13 protein-coding genes and 1 pseudogene are annotated in these 18,542 nt (G+C 44.1%); 3 read left to right on the forward strand and 11 right to left on the reverse strand.

What is annotated here, in order from left to right:
* Positions 1-169 precede the first annotated feature (169 nt).
* The 4 genes and pseudogenes from mnmG to ispF form a co-directional block, all read right to left on the reverse strand.
* Positions 170-2,065, reverse strand: a complete 1,896-nt coding sequence (gene mnmG / locus ACP7AA_RS05605; protein ID WP_201618632.1) for a tRNA uridine-5-carboxymethylaminomethyl(34) synthesis enzyme MnmG — start codon at positions 2,063-2,065, stop codon at positions 170-172.
* 258 nt (positions 2,066-2,323) lie between these two features.
* Positions 2,324-2,872, reverse strand: a complete 549-nt coding sequence (locus tag ACP7AA_RS05610) for a hypothetical protein (protein WP_426222881.1) — start codon at positions 2,870-2,872, stop codon at positions 2,324-2,326.
* A 211-nt stretch (positions 2,873-3,083) separates the two neighbouring features.
* The gene (grxD, locus tag ACP7AA_RS05615) at positions 3,084-3,434 is read right to left on the reverse strand and encodes a Grx4 family monothiol glutaredoxin (RefSeq protein WP_426222882.1); all 351 of its coding nucleotides are present in this window, start codon (positions 3,432-3,434) and stop codon (positions 3,084-3,086) included.
* Positions 3,435-3,651: 217 nt separating this feature from the next.
* A pseudogene (gene ispF, locus ACP7AA_RS05620) lies at positions 3,652-4,128 on the reverse strand (2-C-methyl-D-erythritol 2,4-cyclodiphosphate synthase); the annotation flags it as partial.
* A 289-nt stretch (positions 4,129-4,417) separates the two neighbouring features.
* On the opposite strand from ispF, the gene mnmA reads away from it, so the two are divergent.
* Positions 4,418-5,644, forward strand: coding sequence for a tRNA 2-thiouridine(34) synthase MnmA (gene mnmA, locus ACP7AA_RS05625; protein ID WP_426222883.1), 1,227 nt, complete (start codon positions 4,418-4,420; stop codon positions 5,642-5,644).
* A gap of 78 nt (positions 5,645-5,722) precedes the next feature.
* A complete protein-coding gene (gene purB / locus ACP7AA_RS05630; protein WP_426222884.1) occupies positions 5,723-7,114 on the forward strand; it encodes an adenylosuccinate lyase in 1,392 nt (463 codons plus the stop codon).
* A gap of 137 nt (positions 7,115-7,251) precedes the next feature.
* Here purB and ACP7AA_RS05635 read toward each other — a convergent pair whose 3' ends face one another.
* Positions 7,252-7,443 carry an NF038104 family lipoprotein gene (locus ACP7AA_RS05635; protein ID WP_201618636.1) on the reverse strand — a complete coding sequence of 64 codons (192 nt, stop codon included), beginning with the start codon at positions 7,441-7,443 and terminating at the stop codon, positions 7,252-7,254.
* A 158-nt stretch (positions 7,444-7,601) separates the two neighbouring features.
* Here ACP7AA_RS05635 and ACP7AA_RS05640 point away from each other — a divergent pair, with 158 nt between their 5' ends.
* Entirely contained in the window at positions 7,602-8,774 is a 1,173-nt protein-coding gene (locus tag ACP7AA_RS05640; protein WP_426222885.1) for a JmjC domain-containing protein, read from the forward strand.
* A gap of 196 nt (positions 8,775-8,970) precedes the next feature.
* On the opposite strand, the gene guaD is transcribed toward ACP7AA_RS05640, so the two are convergent.
* The 6 genes from guaD to ACP7AA_RS05670 form a co-directional block, all read right to left on the reverse strand.
* Positions 8,971-10,404, reverse strand: a complete 1,434-nt coding sequence (guaD, locus tag ACP7AA_RS05645) for a guanine deaminase (protein WP_426222886.1) — start codon at positions 10,402-10,404, stop codon at positions 8,971-8,973.
* Between the two features lie 99 nt (positions 10,405-10,503).
* Positions 10,504-11,622 carry an XdhC family protein gene (locus ACP7AA_RS05650; protein WP_426222887.1) on the reverse strand — a complete coding sequence of 373 codons (1,119 nt, stop codon included), beginning with the start codon at positions 11,620-11,622 and terminating at the stop codon, positions 10,504-10,506.
* Complete coding sequence (xdhB, locus tag ACP7AA_RS05655; protein ID WP_426222888.1) at positions 11,615-14,203, reverse strand: xanthine dehydrogenase molybdopterin binding subunit; 2,589 nt, start codon at positions 14,201-14,203, stop codon at positions 11,615-11,617. Before xdhB ends, ACP7AA_RS05650 begins: the two co-directional genes overlap by 8 nt.
* Complete coding sequence (locus ACP7AA_RS05660; RefSeq protein WP_426222889.1) at positions 14,200-15,966, reverse strand: xanthine dehydrogenase small subunit; 1,767 nt, start codon at positions 15,964-15,966, stop codon at positions 14,200-14,202. The genes xdhB and ACP7AA_RS05660 overlap by 4 nt, the downstream gene beginning before the upstream one ends.
* Before the next feature lie 157 nt (positions 15,967-16,123).
* Positions 16,124-17,485: a uracil-xanthine permease family protein gene (locus ACP7AA_RS05665; RefSeq protein WP_426222890.1), complete on the reverse strand. Its 1,362-nt coding sequence runs from the start codon at positions 17,483-17,485 to the stop codon at positions 16,124-16,126.
* Between the two features lie 354 nt (positions 17,486-17,839).
* A complete protein-coding gene (locus tag ACP7AA_RS05670) occupies positions 17,840-18,532 on the reverse strand; it encodes a 1-pyrroline-5-carboxylate dehydrogenase (protein ID WP_372829910.1) in 693 nt (230 codons plus the stop codon).
* Between the last annotated feature and the right edge of the window lie 10 nt (positions 18,533-18,542).

Consider the following 18,542-nt stretch of genomic DNA (forward strand, 5'->3'; position numbering starts at 1 on the left):
TATTTTTATCCTACTTTTGAACCTTTCTTTTTTAAAGTATCAAGCTTTAACTCATCAAGCTGTTCTGAAATTGTTAAGTTATTCGCCATAAAAAAAGCCCATAACGATTACTCGTTACGAGCTTTTTTAATAATCATGCTTTGAATCATAACACTTTGCTAAGCAATGATTATGAGTTTAACGCCGCCTGTGCTTTTTTCTGCTTCTTAACGGTCATGGCAAGCAGTTGAATAGCGGCAGGCGTAACACCACTAATGCGTCCCGCTTGGGCAAGCGTGGCAGGGCGAATTTGCGCCAGCTTTTGTACAATCTCATTAGATAACCCTGACACCACACTATAATCAAAATCCATTGGCAATGCGGTATTTTCCAAACGCTTCATCTGGTCGATGTCTTCTTGCTGACGGTCAATGTAACCTGCGTATTTAACAGAAATCTCAATCTGCTCACCGACTTGGCTATCGACCTCTGAGCCAGTTATAGCAGCGATATCATTAAAATGTATTTGTGGGCGTTTTAATAAATCGTAAGCAGTCGATTCTTTAGACAGCACCTCTCCTGTCTGCTCGGTGACTTGCTGACCTAGAGCATTAGCAGGGGTTGCCCAGATGTCTTTGAGACGCGAGGTTTCGGTGGCAATGGCTTCCATTTTTTCTTGATAGGCTTGCCAGCGCACGTCATCTACCAAACCAAGCTTACGACCGGTTTCGGTTAAGCGTTGATCGGCATTGTCTTCACGCAACAGCAAGCGATATTCGGCGCGGCTGGTAAACATACGATATGGCTCAGTGGTGCCATGCGTAATCAAGTCATCGACCAGTACGCCAAGATATGCTTCATCGCGGCGCGGCGTCCAAACGTCAAATTCACTGTTTTCACAGGTGACCAGTGCCGCATTAGTACCAGCTAATAGACCTTGCACGCCTGCTTCTTCGTAGCCTGTCGTACCATTGATTTGACCAGCAAAGTACAAACGATCAATCGATTTGGTCTCTAAAGTTGGCTTCAAGTTTTGCGGATCAAAATAATCATATTCAATCGCATAGCCGGGACGCGTGATATGCGCATTCTCTAGACCCTTCATACTATGGATAAAGTCTAATTGCACATCAAATGGCAAGCTGGTTGAGATACCGTTTGGATATAGCTCATGCGTGGTCAAGCCTTCTGGCTCGATGAAGATTTGATGACTGTCTTTATCGGCAAAGCGGTGAATCTTATCTTCAATTGATGGACAATAACGCGGCCCAACGCCTTCGATTTTGCCTGAGAACATCGGTGAGCGGTCTAGGTTTTCACGGATAATGTCATGGGTGCGCGCATTGGTATGGGTGATATAGCAATTGACCTGTTCAGGATGCATGGACACATCGCCCATATAGCTCATCACCGGCAGCGGTGTATCGCCTGGCTGCACTGTCATCACGCTAAAGTCAACGCTACGCGCATCAATACGTGCTGGTGTACCGGTCTTTAGGCGACCCACCGGTAATTTCAATTCACGTAAACGATCTGCAAGCTTGATAGAAGGCTGGTCGCCTGCGCGCCCCCCTTTTGAATTCTCAAGCCCGATATGAATGACACCGCCTAAAAACGTACCTGAGGTCAGCACCACAGTTTGAGTGTTAAAAATAATACCGGTTGCCGTCACAACCGCTGTGGCACGACCGTTTTCAACTAGAATATCATCAGCCGCTTGTTGGAATATATCCAAATTTGGCTGATTCTCTAACGTATGACGAATGGCGGCTTTATAAAGAATACGATCCGCTTGCGCACGCGTGGCACGAACTGCGGCACCTTTACGGCTATTTAACACGCGAAACTGGATACCAGATTTGTCAGTCGCCAATGCCATCGCTCCGCCAAGCGCATCAATCTCACGCACCAAATGCGACTTACCGATACCACCAATCGCAGGGTTACAGCTCATCTGCCCCAGCGTCTCGATATTATGCGTTAAAAGTAAAGTTTGCGCCCCCATACGTGCGGCCGCCAAAGCAGCTTCTGTGCCAGCATGACCGCCGCCGATCACTACCACGTCGTAATTTTTTGGGTATTGCATGTATGCCTCACTTGACTCTCAACGCAACCGTGAGCCAGAGGCTATGGTTAAATAGCATGGCTGCCGGTAAATAAACGTCAGTCGAATTTAAAAAGAGATAACGACTCAGATGAGCCATTAAAGATAGGTTAGATAGCCGGTAATTATAACAATTTTTTGCCGCTGAAAAAACGTTATACGAAAAACTATTCAAATTAACTATTATTGCCATTAACGATCAAGGCCCATCAATAGAAGCTTGATAAACCTAGGTGGGATTTATTTACCAGGGCTGAGCGGTACAATACGGTCGGACTGCCCACTTGCCAGCATATGGTGGCTGCCATAACCTTCTGGATTAATCTGCAAATAGGCATTCATCTGCCCAATAGCGTCGCCGTCATTGGTCTCCAAGATTTGCTCTTTAATCATCTCAACAGGCGGCAATGGCAAGTTTTTTAGCAAAGCCAAACGCTGAGCGTTATCACCCTTTAGCACAACCATCTCAATAAGTTGCCGCGCATCGATGGGTAAATCAGGGGTGTTTTGTGCCAATAATGCCAAATGATAAGCACCAGCTGCATCTTGATCCTCGACGATACGCTGCTCAATGGCAATATAAGTCGCCTCGGTTGCACCGCCTGCTACGCTAAGCTGATGGATACATTTAAGGGCAGAATTTGGCTCATTGCCCGCCATATCGATTAAACGGGTTGATTCGTTTTTTAGATACTCGCGGCGTTTTTCGATAACCGCTTGTTCAGCCGCCTCTTGTTGCTCCGTTAATTCCGTGTTTGGCAATTCCGTGTTTGCTAAGTGATTACTCATATAACTCTCGCTTTTAGGCAAAATATATTTATCTTGGACACTATATGGGGCTAAAAGCGATAAAAACAATAAATTGCATAGACAATAAAAAACCCGAATAGCCTTTCTTCATAAAGTAGAATGGCTATTCAGGTTTACTTTGCTTCAATGCTTCAAAATGCTTCAAACTATTTATTGAGACATATAAATGCCCAATAAACACGCTTAAATATTAAGCAGCAGGACTATTGGCTTCAACCAAAGGTTTAAGCTCACCTGATTGATACATTTGTAAAATGATGTCTGAACCGCCCATCAATTCACCGTCGATCCATAACTGTGGGAACGTTGGCCAGTTAGCAATCTTTGGCAATGTTGCACGGATTTCTGGATTTTCTAAAATATTAACAAAGGCGAATGGACGACCGATTTGCGTCAAAACCTCAATCGACTTGGCAGAAAAACCACACTGTGGAAACTGTGGGGTGCCTTTCATATAAAGGATGACTTTATTGTTTTTGATTTGATCACGAATCAGCTGTTCAACATCGTTTGCAGCAGTATTTGGGGTTTGCTCACTCATAAAAGCTCCTATTTATTAAAACTATTATCAAAAAAAGATATGTCACACTAAATTTGGCCTGTGGCTGCTACATGGGGCGATTGCCGTTTATTGCAACCCTCATCACTGACTACTAAGCCACTAGGGATTAAACATCAGGCATATTAGCATCTGAAACGTTAACATCAGAAATAGTATTGCTAGCCGTATTGTCGTCAGACATCGTCATATTCGGCACCAATAATACCACGGCATTGGCCATGATACCCTCTTGGCGACCGGTAAAGCCCAGTTTTTCAGTCGTTGTGGCTTTAATGCTGACATTACTCACAGCCGTTTGCAAGTCACTGGCAATATTTTCGCGCATCGCTTGATTATAGGGTGCCAATTTTGGACGCTCGCACATGACGGTAATATCAGCATTGCCTAAAGTATAACCGGCGGCTTGGACTTTACCATACACATAACGGAGTAGGACGCGCGAATCCAAACCTGCGTGCGCCGCATCGGTATCTGGAAAATGCTGCCCAATATCACCGAGCGCCAATGCGCCAAGCAACGCGTCAGCAAGCGCGTGCAACACCACATCGCCATCAGAGTGCGCAAGTAAACTATGGGTATGCTCTATCGGCACGCCTGCCAGTATCACATATTGCTGCTGCTCGCCCGTATTATGAAACGCATGGACATCGATACCTTGACCAATTTTTATCATTATTATTCCAAGTGAATTACTAAGTGAATGAAGGGTGATTGAAATAATTTAGAACCACTATCTAAATTTCTAAAGCGGTTTTACGCACAGTAAGCGCGCATAGGTCGCCACCGCTTACAATTAACTGTTATAATATGACGCTTATTTTATCACAATACCCAGACCAAAATACCCCGTCCAAAAAACGAGATGACCTTATCAGCTGACTAAGTCTATCACTCTTAGTCGTTTTATTGATGAATAGCGTCATGTCACACTTTGGATAACGTATAAATTGTTGAGCAATTTTATGTCAGCCACGCCAAACACCGCAAACCTACCCGTTTCAGATTCTTTTAGCGTCCATCGTCCTTTGACGCTTGCCGATATCGACAATCCTAGCAGCAAGCACGTCATTGTTGGCATGTCAGGCGGCGTCGACTCTTCCGTATCGGCTGTTTTGCTCCAGCAAGCAGGCTTTAAAGTGGAAGGTCTGTTTATGAAGAACTGGGAAGAAGATGACGGCACCGAATACTGTACGGCGATGGATGACCTAGCAGACGCGCAAGCGGTGTGTGACAAAATCGGTATCAAGCTGCATACCGCCAACTTTGCGATGGAATATTGGGATCGCGTGTTTGAGCATTTTTTAGCAGAATATAAAGCTGGACGCACCCCAAATCCAGATATTTTATGCAATAAAGAAATCAAATTTAAAGCATTTTTAGACTATGCTTTGACCCTTGGCGCCGATTATATTGCCACCGGTCACTATACGCGCCGCAGCCTGAATTATGAAAATAACAACGGCGAAACCGTCGCCCAGCTATTGTGTGGACTGGATAATAATAAAGACCAAAGCTACTTCTTACATGCGGTCGGCGGCGATAAAATCGCTAAGACGCTATTCCCCGTTGGTGAGCTTGAAAAACCAGTCGTGCGTCAAATTGCTGAAGAGCATGACTTGGCGACAGCTAAAAAGAAAGATTCTACTGGTATTTGCTTTATTGGTGAGCGCCGTTTTAAAGACTTTTTACAACAGTACTTGCCGGCGCAAAAAGGCGATATCGTCACCGACGACGGTCATGTGATAGGTCAGCATGATGGCTTGATGTATTATACTTTAGGTCAGCGCGGCGGCATCGGTATCGGCGGCGTCAAAGACCGCCCTGAAGAACCTTGGTTTGTACTGGCAAAAGATTTGGACAAAAACCGTTTAATCGTCGGTCAAGGTCATGAGCATCCGATGCTAATGAGCAATCAGCTGCAAGCTTATAAGCTTGACTGGGTCGATGGCTTGCCGCCTGCCGATATTTTTAGCACGGAAGGCTTACGCTGCATGGCAAAATCTCGCTATCGCCAGCCTGATCAAGCCTGCCGTGTTTATACGCTAAATGATGACGGCTCTGAGGTTCGTGTGCTATTTGATGAGCCGCAACGTGCCGTTACTCCTGGTCAATCAGCAGTATTTTATATCGATGAGGTTTGTCTTGGTGGCGGTGTGATTGCTGTTATTGATGCGCCTTGTGGGTTTTAATTTCAAATAACTTTTAACCTTTGTTTATTTTTTGCTTACTTTTAATCCTTTCATTTTTATAACTATCGAGGCATCACTATGACTCCACTTACCGCACTCTCCCCAATCGATGGTCGCTACGCTTCTAAAGCCGACAGCTTGCGTCCTTATTTATCTGAATTTGGTCTGATTAAAGCCCGCGTTACCGTCGAGATTCGCTGGTTACAGTCATTGGCGGATAATAGCGCGATTGGTGAGTTAGCAGCGTTTGATGCCGATACCAATGCCTTTTTAAACAGCATCGTTGACGACTTTAGTGAAGCGGATGCGCAAGCCATTAAAGATATCGAAGCGACGACCAACCACGATGTCAAAGCGGTTGAATACTTTATCAAAGATAAATTCCGCGGCAATCAGCAGTTAGAAGATAGCCTAGAATTTATCCACTTTGCTTGTACCAGTGAAGACATCAATAACTTGTCCTATGCGTTAATGCTAAAAGACAGCCGCGAAATTGTCGTTGCTAAAATGCAGCAAGTGACCGATAGCATCGTTGACTTGGCTATTACTCATGCTGACCAGCCAATGTTGTCACGTACGCATGGTCAAACTGCCAGCCCAACGACGCTTGGTAAAGAGATGGCAAACGTCGCTTACCGTCTAGCTCGCCAAATTAAGCAAGTGAATCAAGTAGAGCTATTGGGTAAAATCAATGGCGCTGTTGGTAACTATAATGCGCACTTCTCAGCCTATCCTGATGTTGATTGGCAAACTCATGCTGAGCAATTTATCAATGAGCGTTTAGAATTGACCTTTAATCCTTATACCACGCAAATTGAGCCGCATGATTATATCGCTGAATTGTTTGATGTGGTAAGACGCTTCAATACGATTCTAATCGATTTTAACCGTGATATTTGGCAATATATTAGCTTAGGCTATTTCAAGCAGCGCCTAAAAGATGGTGAAGTGGGTTCTTCTACTATGCCGCATAAAGTCAATCCGATTGATTTTGAAAACTCAGAAGGTAACTTGGGCGTGGCGAATGCGATGCTTGCTCACTTAGGTGAAAAACTACCGATTTCACGTATGCAGCGCGATTTATCAGACTCTACCGTACTGCGTAATATCGGTGTTGGCTTAGCTCAAAGTATGATTGCGTTTGATGCTTGCCTAAAAGGTGTGAGCAAACTTGAGTTAAATGCGCAGCGCTTAAATGATGATTTGGACAATGCCCAAGAAGTGTTGGCAGAGCCGATTCAAACGGTCATGCGTCGCTACCGTGTCGAAAACCCATACGAGAAGCTAAAAGCTTTAACCCGTGGCAATGCCATGACTCGTGAGGCCATGCTAACCTTTGTTGAAAGTGATGAGTTGAATGCTGTGAGCGATGCGGATAAAGCGCGCTTACGTGAAATGACGCCTGCCACCTATACCGGTAATGCAGCTGAGCAAGCACGTACCATTAAAGAGTGGATTGCTAAGATTTAATAAACGCTGCAGTTACCTTAAAAAAAGATATCAATGACTATGCATTGATATCTTGCTAAATAATTGACCTTACTTTGAATGCTATGATTTATCCTTAAAGATGCGTCTTTAATGGTACATAGCTTTTGAGTAAGGTTTTATTTTTTATCCTTGTTATCTTCGTCATCACTATCGCCCGGTATGATAGCTTTACCAACAGCGACGGTGCCTTTTACCACGCCTTTGGTGGTTTTATAAGCGATTTTAGCGGGTACGGTCACAATCTTATGGACACAAGCTTGTAATAAAAACACGCTAGCGATAATGACGATAAAATGCAATTTTTTCATAAACTTCCTACGATTGATGGAGTGTTCTGACAGTAGCTATTGATATTGACACTGTAATACTCACTATCAGATAGGCAATAATCATAAACTATTAAAACTGTCCTATAAAGTACTCCTCACTATTAATCTTATACCCATTTTTAGATATGGATTTATCAATGACCTCAATTCCCCTTTGTTTACCAGATTCTATTACGCCTGAGCAATTCTTAAACGAGTATTGGCAAAAAAAACCATTACTCATTAAACAAGGTCTACCGCAATTGATTGGTATGTTTGAGCCAGAAGACATGCTTGGCCTTGCCCTTGAAGAAGACGCTTCGGCGCGACTGCTAACCCAAGCCGCGAGCAAGCAAGAAGGTGCGCCACAATGGCAACTCAAAAAGAGTCCGCTAACCGAAGCAGATTTTGATAACTTACCAGAACAATGGACCGTGCTGGTGCAGAATATGGAACAGTGGTCACCTGAGCTGGGTCAATTATGGCAAGCGTTTGACTTTATTCCGCAATGGCAGCGTGATGACATTATGGTCTCATATGCGCCTACAGGCGGCTCAGTGGGCAAGCACTATGACGACTATGATGTATTTTTAGCGCAAGGGTTTGGGTCTAGACGTTGGCAGCTTGGCAAATTTTGTGATAAAGATACTGAGTTCGTTGCCGATGAGCCGATTCGATTGTTTGATGATATGGGCGAGCTAATCTTTGATGAGATACTAGAAGCTGGTGACGTACTTTATGTACCGCCGAAACTTTCACACTTTGGCGTCGCGCAAGATGACTGCCTGACATTCTCTTTTGGCTGTCGTCGTCCAAACTTAATGCAAATTATCGATAGCCTAGCTGATATCGCCACCAACGATAGTGACTTATTTATCCCGATGCTATTGCCACAATCGCTGCAAGCGTCAGGTGAATTGCAAGCAGATAGTATCAATGCGATTAAAGACCAGCTATTACAAATGCTGCAATCTGAGCGCGGCGACGATATCATTCGTCAAGCAGTGTCGGAAGTCGTGAGCAAACGTCAATACGATGCGCTAGTACCCGAAGAAACGGTAGACACTGATGAGCTGATGCAAGCCCTGCTCGATGGCGCAACCCTGCAAGCAGACTATAGTAATCGCCTACTCTATAGCCAAACTGATGATGGCGTGACGCTATATGCCAATGGTCAGCGTATTGATGGTCTTGATGCTGCGGCAACAGCCATACTAGTGCGTTTGGCTAATGGCGAGCACTTGCAACATCAAGATGTCACGGATATCGATTCAGATGACTTAAGTGAATGGTTAGAAAATGGCTGGGTGTGGCTACAATATCTCGAATGATACAGTAGCCATATTTTTAGCGATTGAGGTTTAAACATCGTTAATAATTAAAAACGATCAGTGTTTATTTACGCAAACTAAAAGCTGTAGTAGAAAAAGGCTGATCGTCATTTAAAGATGTGTCCCAGTTCGTAGAAATTTTGCAATTTAATGTCTCTACCCTCCCGCACATGAACTGTTCCTATATGATTTAATCTTATGCTGTAGCCGCTTTTTTATAACGACTCACCCCAGCGATGACTGTCTCCTCAATCACCCTATCGTCACCGAGCATCATCAATACAAATAGTTGTTCTTCAAAAGTTTTGGTCTGCGCCATACGTCTTTCTAATAAAGGCGTTGCTGCCATGTCTATTACCACGAAATCCGCTTCTTTATTGGGCATAAAGTTACCGATTTTATCATCTAGCATTAACGACTGTGCATTGCCTAAAGTAATCTGATATAGCCCTTGATGAGCGGACAATTGGTTGTTTTGTAGCTGCTGAACTTTATAAGCCTCCGACAAGGTTACTAACATCGATAAACTGGTTCCCGCCCCTACATCAGTAGCGATACTGACGCCGGTATAGCTTAACGTTTTAGGTAAATCAAATAATCCACTGCCTAAAAACAAATTAGACGTTGGACAGTGCGCGATTTGCGTACCAGTTGCGCGTAGCCTTTCGTATTCTGGGGTTTCAATATAGATGCCATGCGCTAAAGTGGTGTATCGACCCAGCAGCCCCATATCCTCGTAGACATCTAGATAACCTTTATGCTTGGGATACAGCTCACGTACAAAAGCCACTTCATCACGGTTTTCTGCCAGATGTGTTTGCAGATAAACAGTATCGTAGCTAGCATATAGCTCGCCTGCTAATTGCAACTGTTTTGGCGTTGAGGTAATCGCAAACCTTGGGGTAATCGCCACATGTTGGCGTCCACGACCATGCCAATTATCAATGATATCTTGCGAATCTTTTATACTTTGTTCAGCCGAAACACACAGATGGGCAGGCGCGTTTTGATCCATCAACACATTCCCAGTAATCATACGAGTATTGAGCTTGTGACTTTCAGTAAAAAAGGCTTCTGCGGACTGAGGGTGGCTAGTAGAAAACACCATGGCGCTGGTTGTGCCATTGGCGAGTAACTGATTTAAGAAGAATTGCGCCGTATCATGGGCAACCTTTGGATCACCAAAATTGGCTTCAGTAACAAAAGTATAATTATTGAGCCAATCAAGCAGCTGCTCACCGTAAGCCGCAATCATATCTATTTGCGGATAGTGCACATGGGTATCGATGAAACCCGGCATAATCAACTTATCTCGATAATCATGAGTCTTTACCGGTGCTTGATCATTAGTTTCAGCATAATTCGCTAACATTGCTTCGCTACTACCATAGTCTATAATGCAGCCTGTTACATCATCGACAACCAGCGCACCATTAGCAATATACTCAGGATAGACGTTCACGCCTGCAATGACGGGGAGTAACGTGATGTTTTTATCAATGGTTGCTGTATTTGGGTGGTTATCAGTCGCTGAGCTGGGTTTTCCAGCATGCGCGCGCTCAGTCCTTTGATTCAGATCATTTTCAGTAAGATAGTGCAGGAGCTGCGCTTGATAAATATGTAGAGCCATGGGTAAATCTCCCGTCACTTGGTCATACCGAACGTTTTAGTTAGAATCTAAATTAATGGTAAAGGTAGAAATCAGTATTGATGGTCTAGCACTTATGGCTTATTTTTGATGATAATGTTGCAAAATTTGCGCGGCAATAGATACGGCAACGGCCATAGGTTCTTTACCGCCGATTGGTAATCCAATTGGCATGGTTAGTTGCTCGACTATCTGCTTATCATAACCACGTTGCAGCAGACGACTTTTAAAACGTTCTGCTTTAGTTGCCGAGGCAATACAACCAATATAAGGCATCGAGACTTTTGAGCGACCATTATCTAAATCGTTATCTAAATCATCATTATCGAGACTAGTTGCTAAACCGTTTGCCTCTGAAGCAGCATCTAACGCGGCACGTACCAATTCAAAATCAAGACTATGATCATGGGTCATAACCAGAATAAAACGCTGATCGCTTTGTTTAAATGATTCAATAAATGGGCGAATGAAATCAACAGGATCATCATCAATATGCGCACGGATATGGGCAGGAAGATTATAGAGCTTAGGCTGAGTCAAACTAGGCTGAGTTTCTAATCCTTGAGACAAATCTTCTGTTTGAATAGATTTGTTTGGCAAATTAGAATTATTTAATAAATAACGCTCAAACATCTCAGGGCGACTATCGACCCAATCCACTTGGCAAGGCAGCTCTGCCAGTATCGTCATCAATGCCGCTGCCACGTGCCCGGCTCCAAATACCAATATCGACATCGGTGGTGTCACATTAAAACATTCAAACATAACAGTGACACTACCACCGCAGCACTGCGCTAGCTTTGCACCTAGCGGATAATGCTTGGTATAAACCGTATCGCGTCTTACTACTTTAGATGGCGTCGAATCACTGTCGTTATTATTGTTATTGTTATTGTCATTGTCGGTATTTTTATTGACACTTTTGTCTCTTTTAGAAGCTTTTGCTACGGTTGTATCTATCTCACCATTTAGCAATTGCCGTGCTGTCGCAACAACATCATGCTCAAGACCACCGCCGCCGAGCGTATCGCAACAGTTATCATGGGTGACCACCATTTTCGCCTGTAGAGCTCGCGGCGCAGAACCATTGACCGCAACGACAGTCGCCAACACATGCGCAGTCCCTTGCTGCTGATACTGGGCTAGGCCATCATACCAACGTACTGGTATTGGCATAGGTGGCAATGATGAATTATTCACTGTGCGTCGGTTCACTATGTGCAGGGCCTCTAGCCGTTGATACGTTAGGATGCTCTATCGCTTCTGGCTGCTCGTCGACTGTCTGACCCTCGACCTCTGGCGGCTTGATATCTTCGGCATGTGGCACAAGTTGTGGCTTAACTTTATCATCGTCAATACCGCAGTTGTCCTCCTCCTCTCTAGTCAAGCTATCAATCGCATCAAAGTTTACATTCGTGTCAATCTCCCACTCTTCGCCTTGCATGCGCATCACCGCTTTTAATACTGCCTCTGGGGTTGCAGGCATCGTAAGATCAGGGTTTTTTTTATAATTACTTAAGCTTGCGACTGCATTATTGATAGCACACCAAACGCTAGCTGCCAGCATAAAAGGTGGCTCACCAACTGCTTTAGAGTTATAAATGGTTTGCTCTTCATTTTTACGGTCGTACAGTTTAACTTTAAATTGTTTTGGCAAATCATGTGACGTTGGAATCTTATAATTGGCTGGGCTATTAGATGCTAGTGTGCCATTTTTATCCCAAGTAAGCTCCTCAGTCGTGAGCCAACCCATGCCTTGCACAAAGCCGCCTTCAATCTGACCAATATCGATAGCTGGGTTAATCGACTGTCCTGCATCATGTAAGATATCGCAGCGCAGCACTTGATACTCACCCGTTAACGTATCTATTTCAACTTCAGAACAGGCAGCGCCTAAGGCAAAGTAGAAGAAAGGTCGACCCCACGCTTTAGAGCGGTCGTAAAATATCTTTGGCGTTTTGTAGTAGCCCGTAGAAGATAGGCTAACGCGGTGCTGATAAGCTAACTGCACCATTTCAGCAAAAGTAAAATCTTCCTTATCACCAATATAGACATGATTGCGCTCAAAGCGTATGTCTTCTTGCGCCACTTCAAAATACTCAGCGGCAAACTCGACGATACGTGCCTTGATAGTTAAACAAGCGTTTTGCGCGGCTTTACCATTGATATCGGTGCCTGATGAAGCCGCAGTTGGTGAGGTATTGGGCACTTTGTCGGTACGCGTTGCCGATACTTTTACGGTATCCAAATCCACATCAAACTCATTGGCGACAATTTGTGCAATTTTGACAAATAACCCTTGCCCCATTTCTGTCCCGCCGTGATTGAGATGGATACTGCCATCGGTATAAATGTGTACCAAAGCGCCTGCTTGATTGAGCGTCTGCACGGTGAATGAGATGCCAAACTTCACAGGCGTTAAGGCAATACCAAGACGTTTGTCGCTACCTTCAGCTTCGGCTTGCTCATTGGCTTTTATAATCTGCTGGCGACGCTGAACGTAATCACAATCTTTTGCCAGTGTCTCCATAATCGTTGCCAAATCAAAATGCTCGATTGGCTGACCATAATGAGTACTTTGGCCATTTTGGTAGAGGTTAGCCAAACGCACTTGCAGAGGGTCTTTACCTAAAGTATAGGCAATATGATCCATCATATATTCGGCAGTCATCAGACCTTGAGGCCCACCAAAACCTCGATAGGCAGTATTCGATACCGTGTGCGTTTTGCAGCGATGTCCTGCTACGTGCGCGGCTGGATAATAATAAGCGTTGTCACAGTGGAACATCGCTCTATCGACGATAGCATCGGACAAGTCTGGTGCATAACCACACAAGCCAGCAAGCTGCATATCGACGCCAAGGATTTGCCCTGACTCGTCGACACCGACCTCATAACGGTTAGCAAATTCGTGGCGTTTACCAGTCACTACCATGTCATCTTGACGATCCAAGCGCATACTGACAGGTACATTGTGACGCTTGGCAACGATACCGCAAAAGCATGCCCATGCAGCTGCTTGGGTTTCTTTGCCGCCAAAACCGCCGCCCATTCTGCGTACGACCGTGTTGACCGCATGAAAGGGTAAATCCGTTACTTCAGCGACCAGCTGTTGCACTTCACTCGGATGCTGCGATGAGGTATAGACTTCAAGTCCGCCATCATCACAAGGCACGACATAGGACACTTGGCCTTCAAGATAAAAATGCTCTTGACCTAGCATATGAATATGGCCTGCAATACGCATAGGCGCATTTGCAAGCGCTGCTTCGGTATCACCGCGCTGCATAAAGTGGCTAGGACGTACAAATTGCTCCTGCTCTAAAGCCTCATCAATACTTAATATAGCCGCTAATGGCTCATATTCTACAACCGCTTTAAGCACCGCCTTTTTTGCGGCACGGTGAGTGGTTGCCACGACCAAAAATAACGTCTGACCTACGTACTCTGTGATCTCATCCACCATCAATGGCTCACCGTCAAACACTGCGCCGATGTCCGTTTGAGCAGGTAAGTCTTTAAAACTTAAAACATCAATCACCCCGTCAGCTGCTCTAACAGCACTGAGATCCATACTGGTTACCCGAGCATGAGCGTGACTGCTTTTACCAACTGCCAAATGCAAAGTGCCTTGCGGCTTTAGGATATCATCCACATAGGTTGCCGTTCCCATGACGTGACTGATCGCACTGTCATGTTTGGCAGAAGTGCCGATTTTGTTTTTAGGCGGACGTACGCGGCGAATACTGTAACTGTCAAATAAGGATGATTGATGGCTCATGATGATTCTCTCTCAGTTTGCGTCTCTTTTATCAGCTGCTTGCCACACTTAATTAGTAAACGTTGCACCACATGCAAGCGATACTCACGGCTTGCTCTGACATCTGTTAATGGCGAGACATCCATCGGTAGTGCTTTTGCAGCTTTCTTAAAACTTGCAAGCTCAAAGGGCTGACCTACGAGTGCTTGCTGGCAATTTTTTGCTAATAATGGTATAGCCGCCATACCGCCGAGACCGATTTTTGCATGGTCGATAGTCATACCATCTGCTGACAGATCGATTCTTACGGCAACCAAACAAGCAGAAATATCATCTTCATAACGCTTGCTAATTTTATGAATAAACAAATGCTGATTAGCCTGCATCAGTGGCATATGAATAGCGACAATATAACTGCCTGCCAGTAGCTTGGTCTTTTTATAATCTATAAAAAATTCTGATAAGGGTATTATCTCGTCTACATAAGGCTTTTGATTATGTTCATTGTTTTTATCTTTAGCGTTTGCCTCTTCACCACCAATATCTCTATTATTGGGATTACAATGACGTAAATGAATGAGCGCTTCTAACGCCAGTAAAATTGGAGGTAAATCTCCAATTGGCGAGGCATTGGCAATATTACCGCCAAGCGTACCCATATTACGTATTTGCGGTGAAGCGGTTCTTGCGAATAGTGCTGCAAATTCAGGATAGTTTTGCTCAAGTATCGGTAGCATTTGCTGATAGGTCATGCCAGCCCCAAACGTCAATTCCTGTACTGCTGTTTCATTATCAGTAGGATTATCTAACTTGGATAACAACTTGGAAGCAGTCGTTGAGCTAGACTTGGAAGCAGAAAGCGACCAAGTTTTTAGCTCATCAATAGCAGATAGCTGAATAATCACTTCATGATCAACCAAGTGCTGCGTAATGCTTAATCCCAAGTCCGTACCACCCGCCCAAATTGTTGCACTTGGATATACGGCCAATAACTGATTAAGTTCATCCACTGTCTTTGGGATGAATAGCTGCCGCGACCCTTCAGCAAGAGCAGGCTCAATAGTTGACGCTTTATTCGAGGTATCCAATGATGCAGTTTTAAGCAGCGACCTACTATTACTTGCCATCGCATCCGTCGCTAAGCTTATGGTTAAATCTTTTGCGACTGTTTTATCAGCCACTCTTTGCTGACCAATTTTACCCATCGTTAGACCTGCTTCAATGATGGGTCGATAACCGGTACAGCGGCATAGATTCCCTGAAATTGCGGCGACAATATCATCATAGCTTAGGTCGTCATTACTTAGTGCTTCATTAGCTGGCTGACCGTTTGCACTGCCCTGCTTGGCATTTTTCTGTTGTTGTATACGATTATTTTCATACAGATTCGCCAGAGACATCACAAAACCAGGGGTACAAAATCCACATTGCGAGCCATGACAGTCGACCATCGCCTGCTGTGCAGGATGCAATAGCGCCCGCTCTGGGTGATGTGCTGGATTGTCCGCCAGATAAGAAGCGGTCATTAAATGATGACCATCCATCAGCGACAATAGAGCAATACAGGAGTTAAAGGTATAAAAAGGCGTGCTATTACTAGAATCGCTCATCGCATGATTAGGCAAGCGTTGCGCCATAATCGTACAGGCACCGCAATCGCCACTACCGCAGCCTTCTTTAGTATCAGTTTGATGTTCGTGCAAGCGTAGATACTCAAGTACCGTCGTATTCGGATTGAGGTGGCTTATCTCATGGTACTTTCCGTTCAGATAGAAACTAATCATAGCAATACTCGGCTAAAAAATTGGGCTTGGTGAAATTAAACAGCTTACATAGATTGTTAATATAAACACTTGCTAAATGGCGTAAACCAATCAATTAATATGTAATAGCTATCACACAATAATATTTACCAATCACACTTCTATTAAATATTTACTTTTATATATCAGCGTCTTGGGTATCTTCTGGTAAAAATAAACTCAAAGCAATGGCAGTAATCGCGCCTATGGCGACAGGCGATATCAGCACGTTACGTATAAACTCAGGCAGTTGTGATAACACCTCAGGCACCATAGATACGCCGATACCGATGCCTACAGAAGTAGCAATAATCAACATATCACGGCGGTCAAGCTTAGCGCTAGCCAATACTTTTATGCCAGCTACCGCTACTGTCCCGAACATTACCAATGTTGCGCCACCAAGTACGGGCTGCGGCATGGTTTGTAATATGGCGCCAAAGATAGGAAACAATCCTATGATAATCATAAGAGCCGCAATATAAATACCGACATGACGGCTGGCGACGCCCGTAAGCGCAATGACGCCGTTATTTTGGCTAAAGGTGGTCGACGGCATGCTGTTTAAGGTGGCAGCAATCATAGAGTTGACCCCATCTGCCAATACCCCGCCTTGAATTCTATTAAGATAGACAGGGCCTTTGACAGGCTCTTTTGATACTACAGCGTTGGCTGTGAGATCGCCCGTCGTTTCGAGGGCGCTGACACAGTACAGGATAGCTAATGGAATAAAAGCGGTGATATCAAACTGAAAACCAAATTTGAATGGGATAGGAATGGTAATAAAACCGACATTGTTTAATGAAGAAAAGTCTAATCTGCCCATGAAAAAGGCAGCTAACATTCCTAAGATTAAGGCAATGACAATAGAAGAAAGTCTTAATAGTGGGTTTTTTGAGCGGTTAAATACAATCACCGATACCAGCACAACCATACCTAAAAACAGATTTTGCAAACTGCCAAAATCTTCGGCGCCAAAACCGCCTGCAATATCAGTCATGGCAACTTCAATCAGCGGAACACCGATGAGAATAATAATGGTGCCAGTGACCACAGGGGTAAATATTCTTTTTAATTTATGAATAAAGCGACTAAGAATAATCTCGACAAAGGCGGCACAAAAACTAACCCCAAAAATAGTAGCCAAAATATCTTCTGGTGAACCACCCCGCCCTTTTACAATCAGTCCAGCAGCGATAATAGCGGTTAAAAAAGCAAAGCTAGTGCCTTGCAAACTGAGCATGCCCGCGCCTATAGGACCTATTTTTTTACATTGAATATAAGTGCCAATTCCAGAGGAGATGAGCGCGCAGCTGATTAGATAAGGAACGTAATCACCCAAACCCAAGGTTCCGGCGACAATCAAGGTAGGAGTGACAATAGCGACGATACTAGCCAGCAGATGTTGTAAAGCGGCAAAACTTGCCGGCCAAAAGCTAGGCTTGTCATTGAGCTGATACATCAACTCAGCGTTTTTTTGAGGCTCTAAAGATTGAGACATTTTAATCATCCTTGATTAATATGACCTTAAATCTATTAACAATCCTTGTTAATAGTTGTAGGCTGCTCTAGTTAAATTCCCCACCTTATTATTGGTCACAATATCAATTAAAAAGATGACTATTTGGTCAGGTTTTATTTATAGTATCACCACTATTGTTTCCCTACAAGCTAAAAAACCATGGATTTAAAAGGTTTTTAACGTCTAAGCAAAATAATAAATATCTTAAAAAAAACTATAAAAAAACGGTCAGTAATCATTTCCCAAAACGCTTGGAAAACAATTACTGACCGTTATGTCTGCGCTTCTATTTTTTATCTATTAGCAATAATCTAACTTTTACCTATAAAAACTTTACTCTGTTCCAAGCTCCAGTAAGCTCGCATTACCACCAATCGCTGTGGTATTAATGGTTCTTACCCGTTCGGTGACAAAGCGATAGAGATAATCAGGCGTCAGCATCTCTGACAGTCCTTCCATGTCAGTGACAGCAATGACTTGCGTCAAGATGCCGTCGGTATTAGCAAGCTCTTGGCTAATCGTTTGGACTTCGCTTTGATTACCAGCGACAGCCACTTGCGCCAGACGATCAATATATAGTAGCGTCACGGTTTGCGAATCGTTCGCCACACTCAATACATCATCACTAATGCCCGTCTCGTACAGTATTTTTGCCGCCTCATTGCACATCTCATCTTGGCTTGGGCAATGTAGTATCACCTCGTTACCAGTCAATAATGCGGCTATAAGCTGCCCAAGTACTGCCATTGCGCGCGCAGACTCACCGCCGATGACCATGGTTTTGCCACGAGCGGTCACGTATAAATCGTTGGATTCACCCGTCGCGCCCGTCATACGCTGCACTTCATCTAAGCTGGGCGCAGCACTCAATAAATGATTGAATAAACGCTTTGCTTTATTAACATCGCCAGTTAGCAAGGCCAATTTTGGAATGGCTGCTTGTAGATACGTTGCGCGATTGACCGCGCCAAGTAATCGCCAAGATTCACAGACTTGGGCATGATTCTTTTTAAATTCAGTCGCCATCTTGCTACTC

Origin of the sequence: Psychrobacter sp. DWR1-2-3 (assembly GCF_049896465.1) — a bacterium.
Lineage (GTDB): Bacteria > Pseudomonadota > Gammaproteobacteria > Pseudomonadales > Moraxellaceae > Psychrobacter > Psychrobacter maritimus.

Excerpts from the sequence above, each read along its gene's own strand:
- mnmG (WP_201618632.1), bottom strand. The coding sequence starts at position 2,065 with ATGCAATACCCAAAAAATTACGACGTGGTAGTGATCGGCGGCGGTCAT.
- ACP7AA_RS05610 (WP_426222881.1), bottom strand. The coding sequence starts at position 2,872 with ATGAGTAATCACTTAGCAAACACGGAATTGCCAAACACGGAATTAACG.
- grxD (WP_426222882.1), bottom strand. The coding sequence starts at position 3,434 with ATGAGTGAGCAAACCCCAAATACTGCTGCAAACGATGTTGAACAGCTG.
- mnmA (WP_426222883.1), top strand. The coding sequence starts at position 4,418 with ATGTCAGCCACGCCAAACACCGCAAACCTACCCGTTTCAGATTCTTTT.
- purB (WP_426222884.1), top strand. The coding sequence starts at position 5,723 with ATGACTCCACTTACCGCACTCTCCCCAATCGATGGTCGCTACGCTTCT.
- ACP7AA_RS05635 (WP_201618636.1), bottom strand. The coding sequence starts at position 7,443 with ATGAAAAAATTGCATTTTATCGTCATTATCGCTAGCGTGTTTTTATTA.
- ACP7AA_RS05640 (WP_426222885.1), top strand. The coding sequence starts at position 7,602 with ATGACCTCAATTCCCCTTTGTTTACCAGATTCTATTACGCCTGAGCAA.
- guaD (WP_426222886.1), bottom strand. The coding sequence starts at position 10,404 with ATGGCTCTACATATTTATCAAGCGCAGCTCCTGCACTATCTTACTGAA.
- xdhB (WP_426222888.1), bottom strand. The coding sequence starts at position 14,203 with ATGAGCCATCAATCATCCTTATTTGACAGTTACAGTATTCGCCGCGTA.
- ACP7AA_RS05660 (WP_426222889.1), bottom strand. The coding sequence starts at position 15,966 with ATGATTAGTTTCTATCTGAACGGAAAGTACCATGAGATAAGCCACCTC.
- ACP7AA_RS05665 (WP_426222890.1), bottom strand. The coding sequence starts at position 17,485 with ATGTCTCAATCTTTAGAGCCTCAAAAAAACGCTGAGTTGATGTATCAG.
- ACP7AA_RS05670 (WP_372829910.1), bottom strand. The coding sequence starts at position 18,532 with ATGGCGACTGAATTTAAAAAGAATCATGCCCAAGTCTGTGAATCTTGG.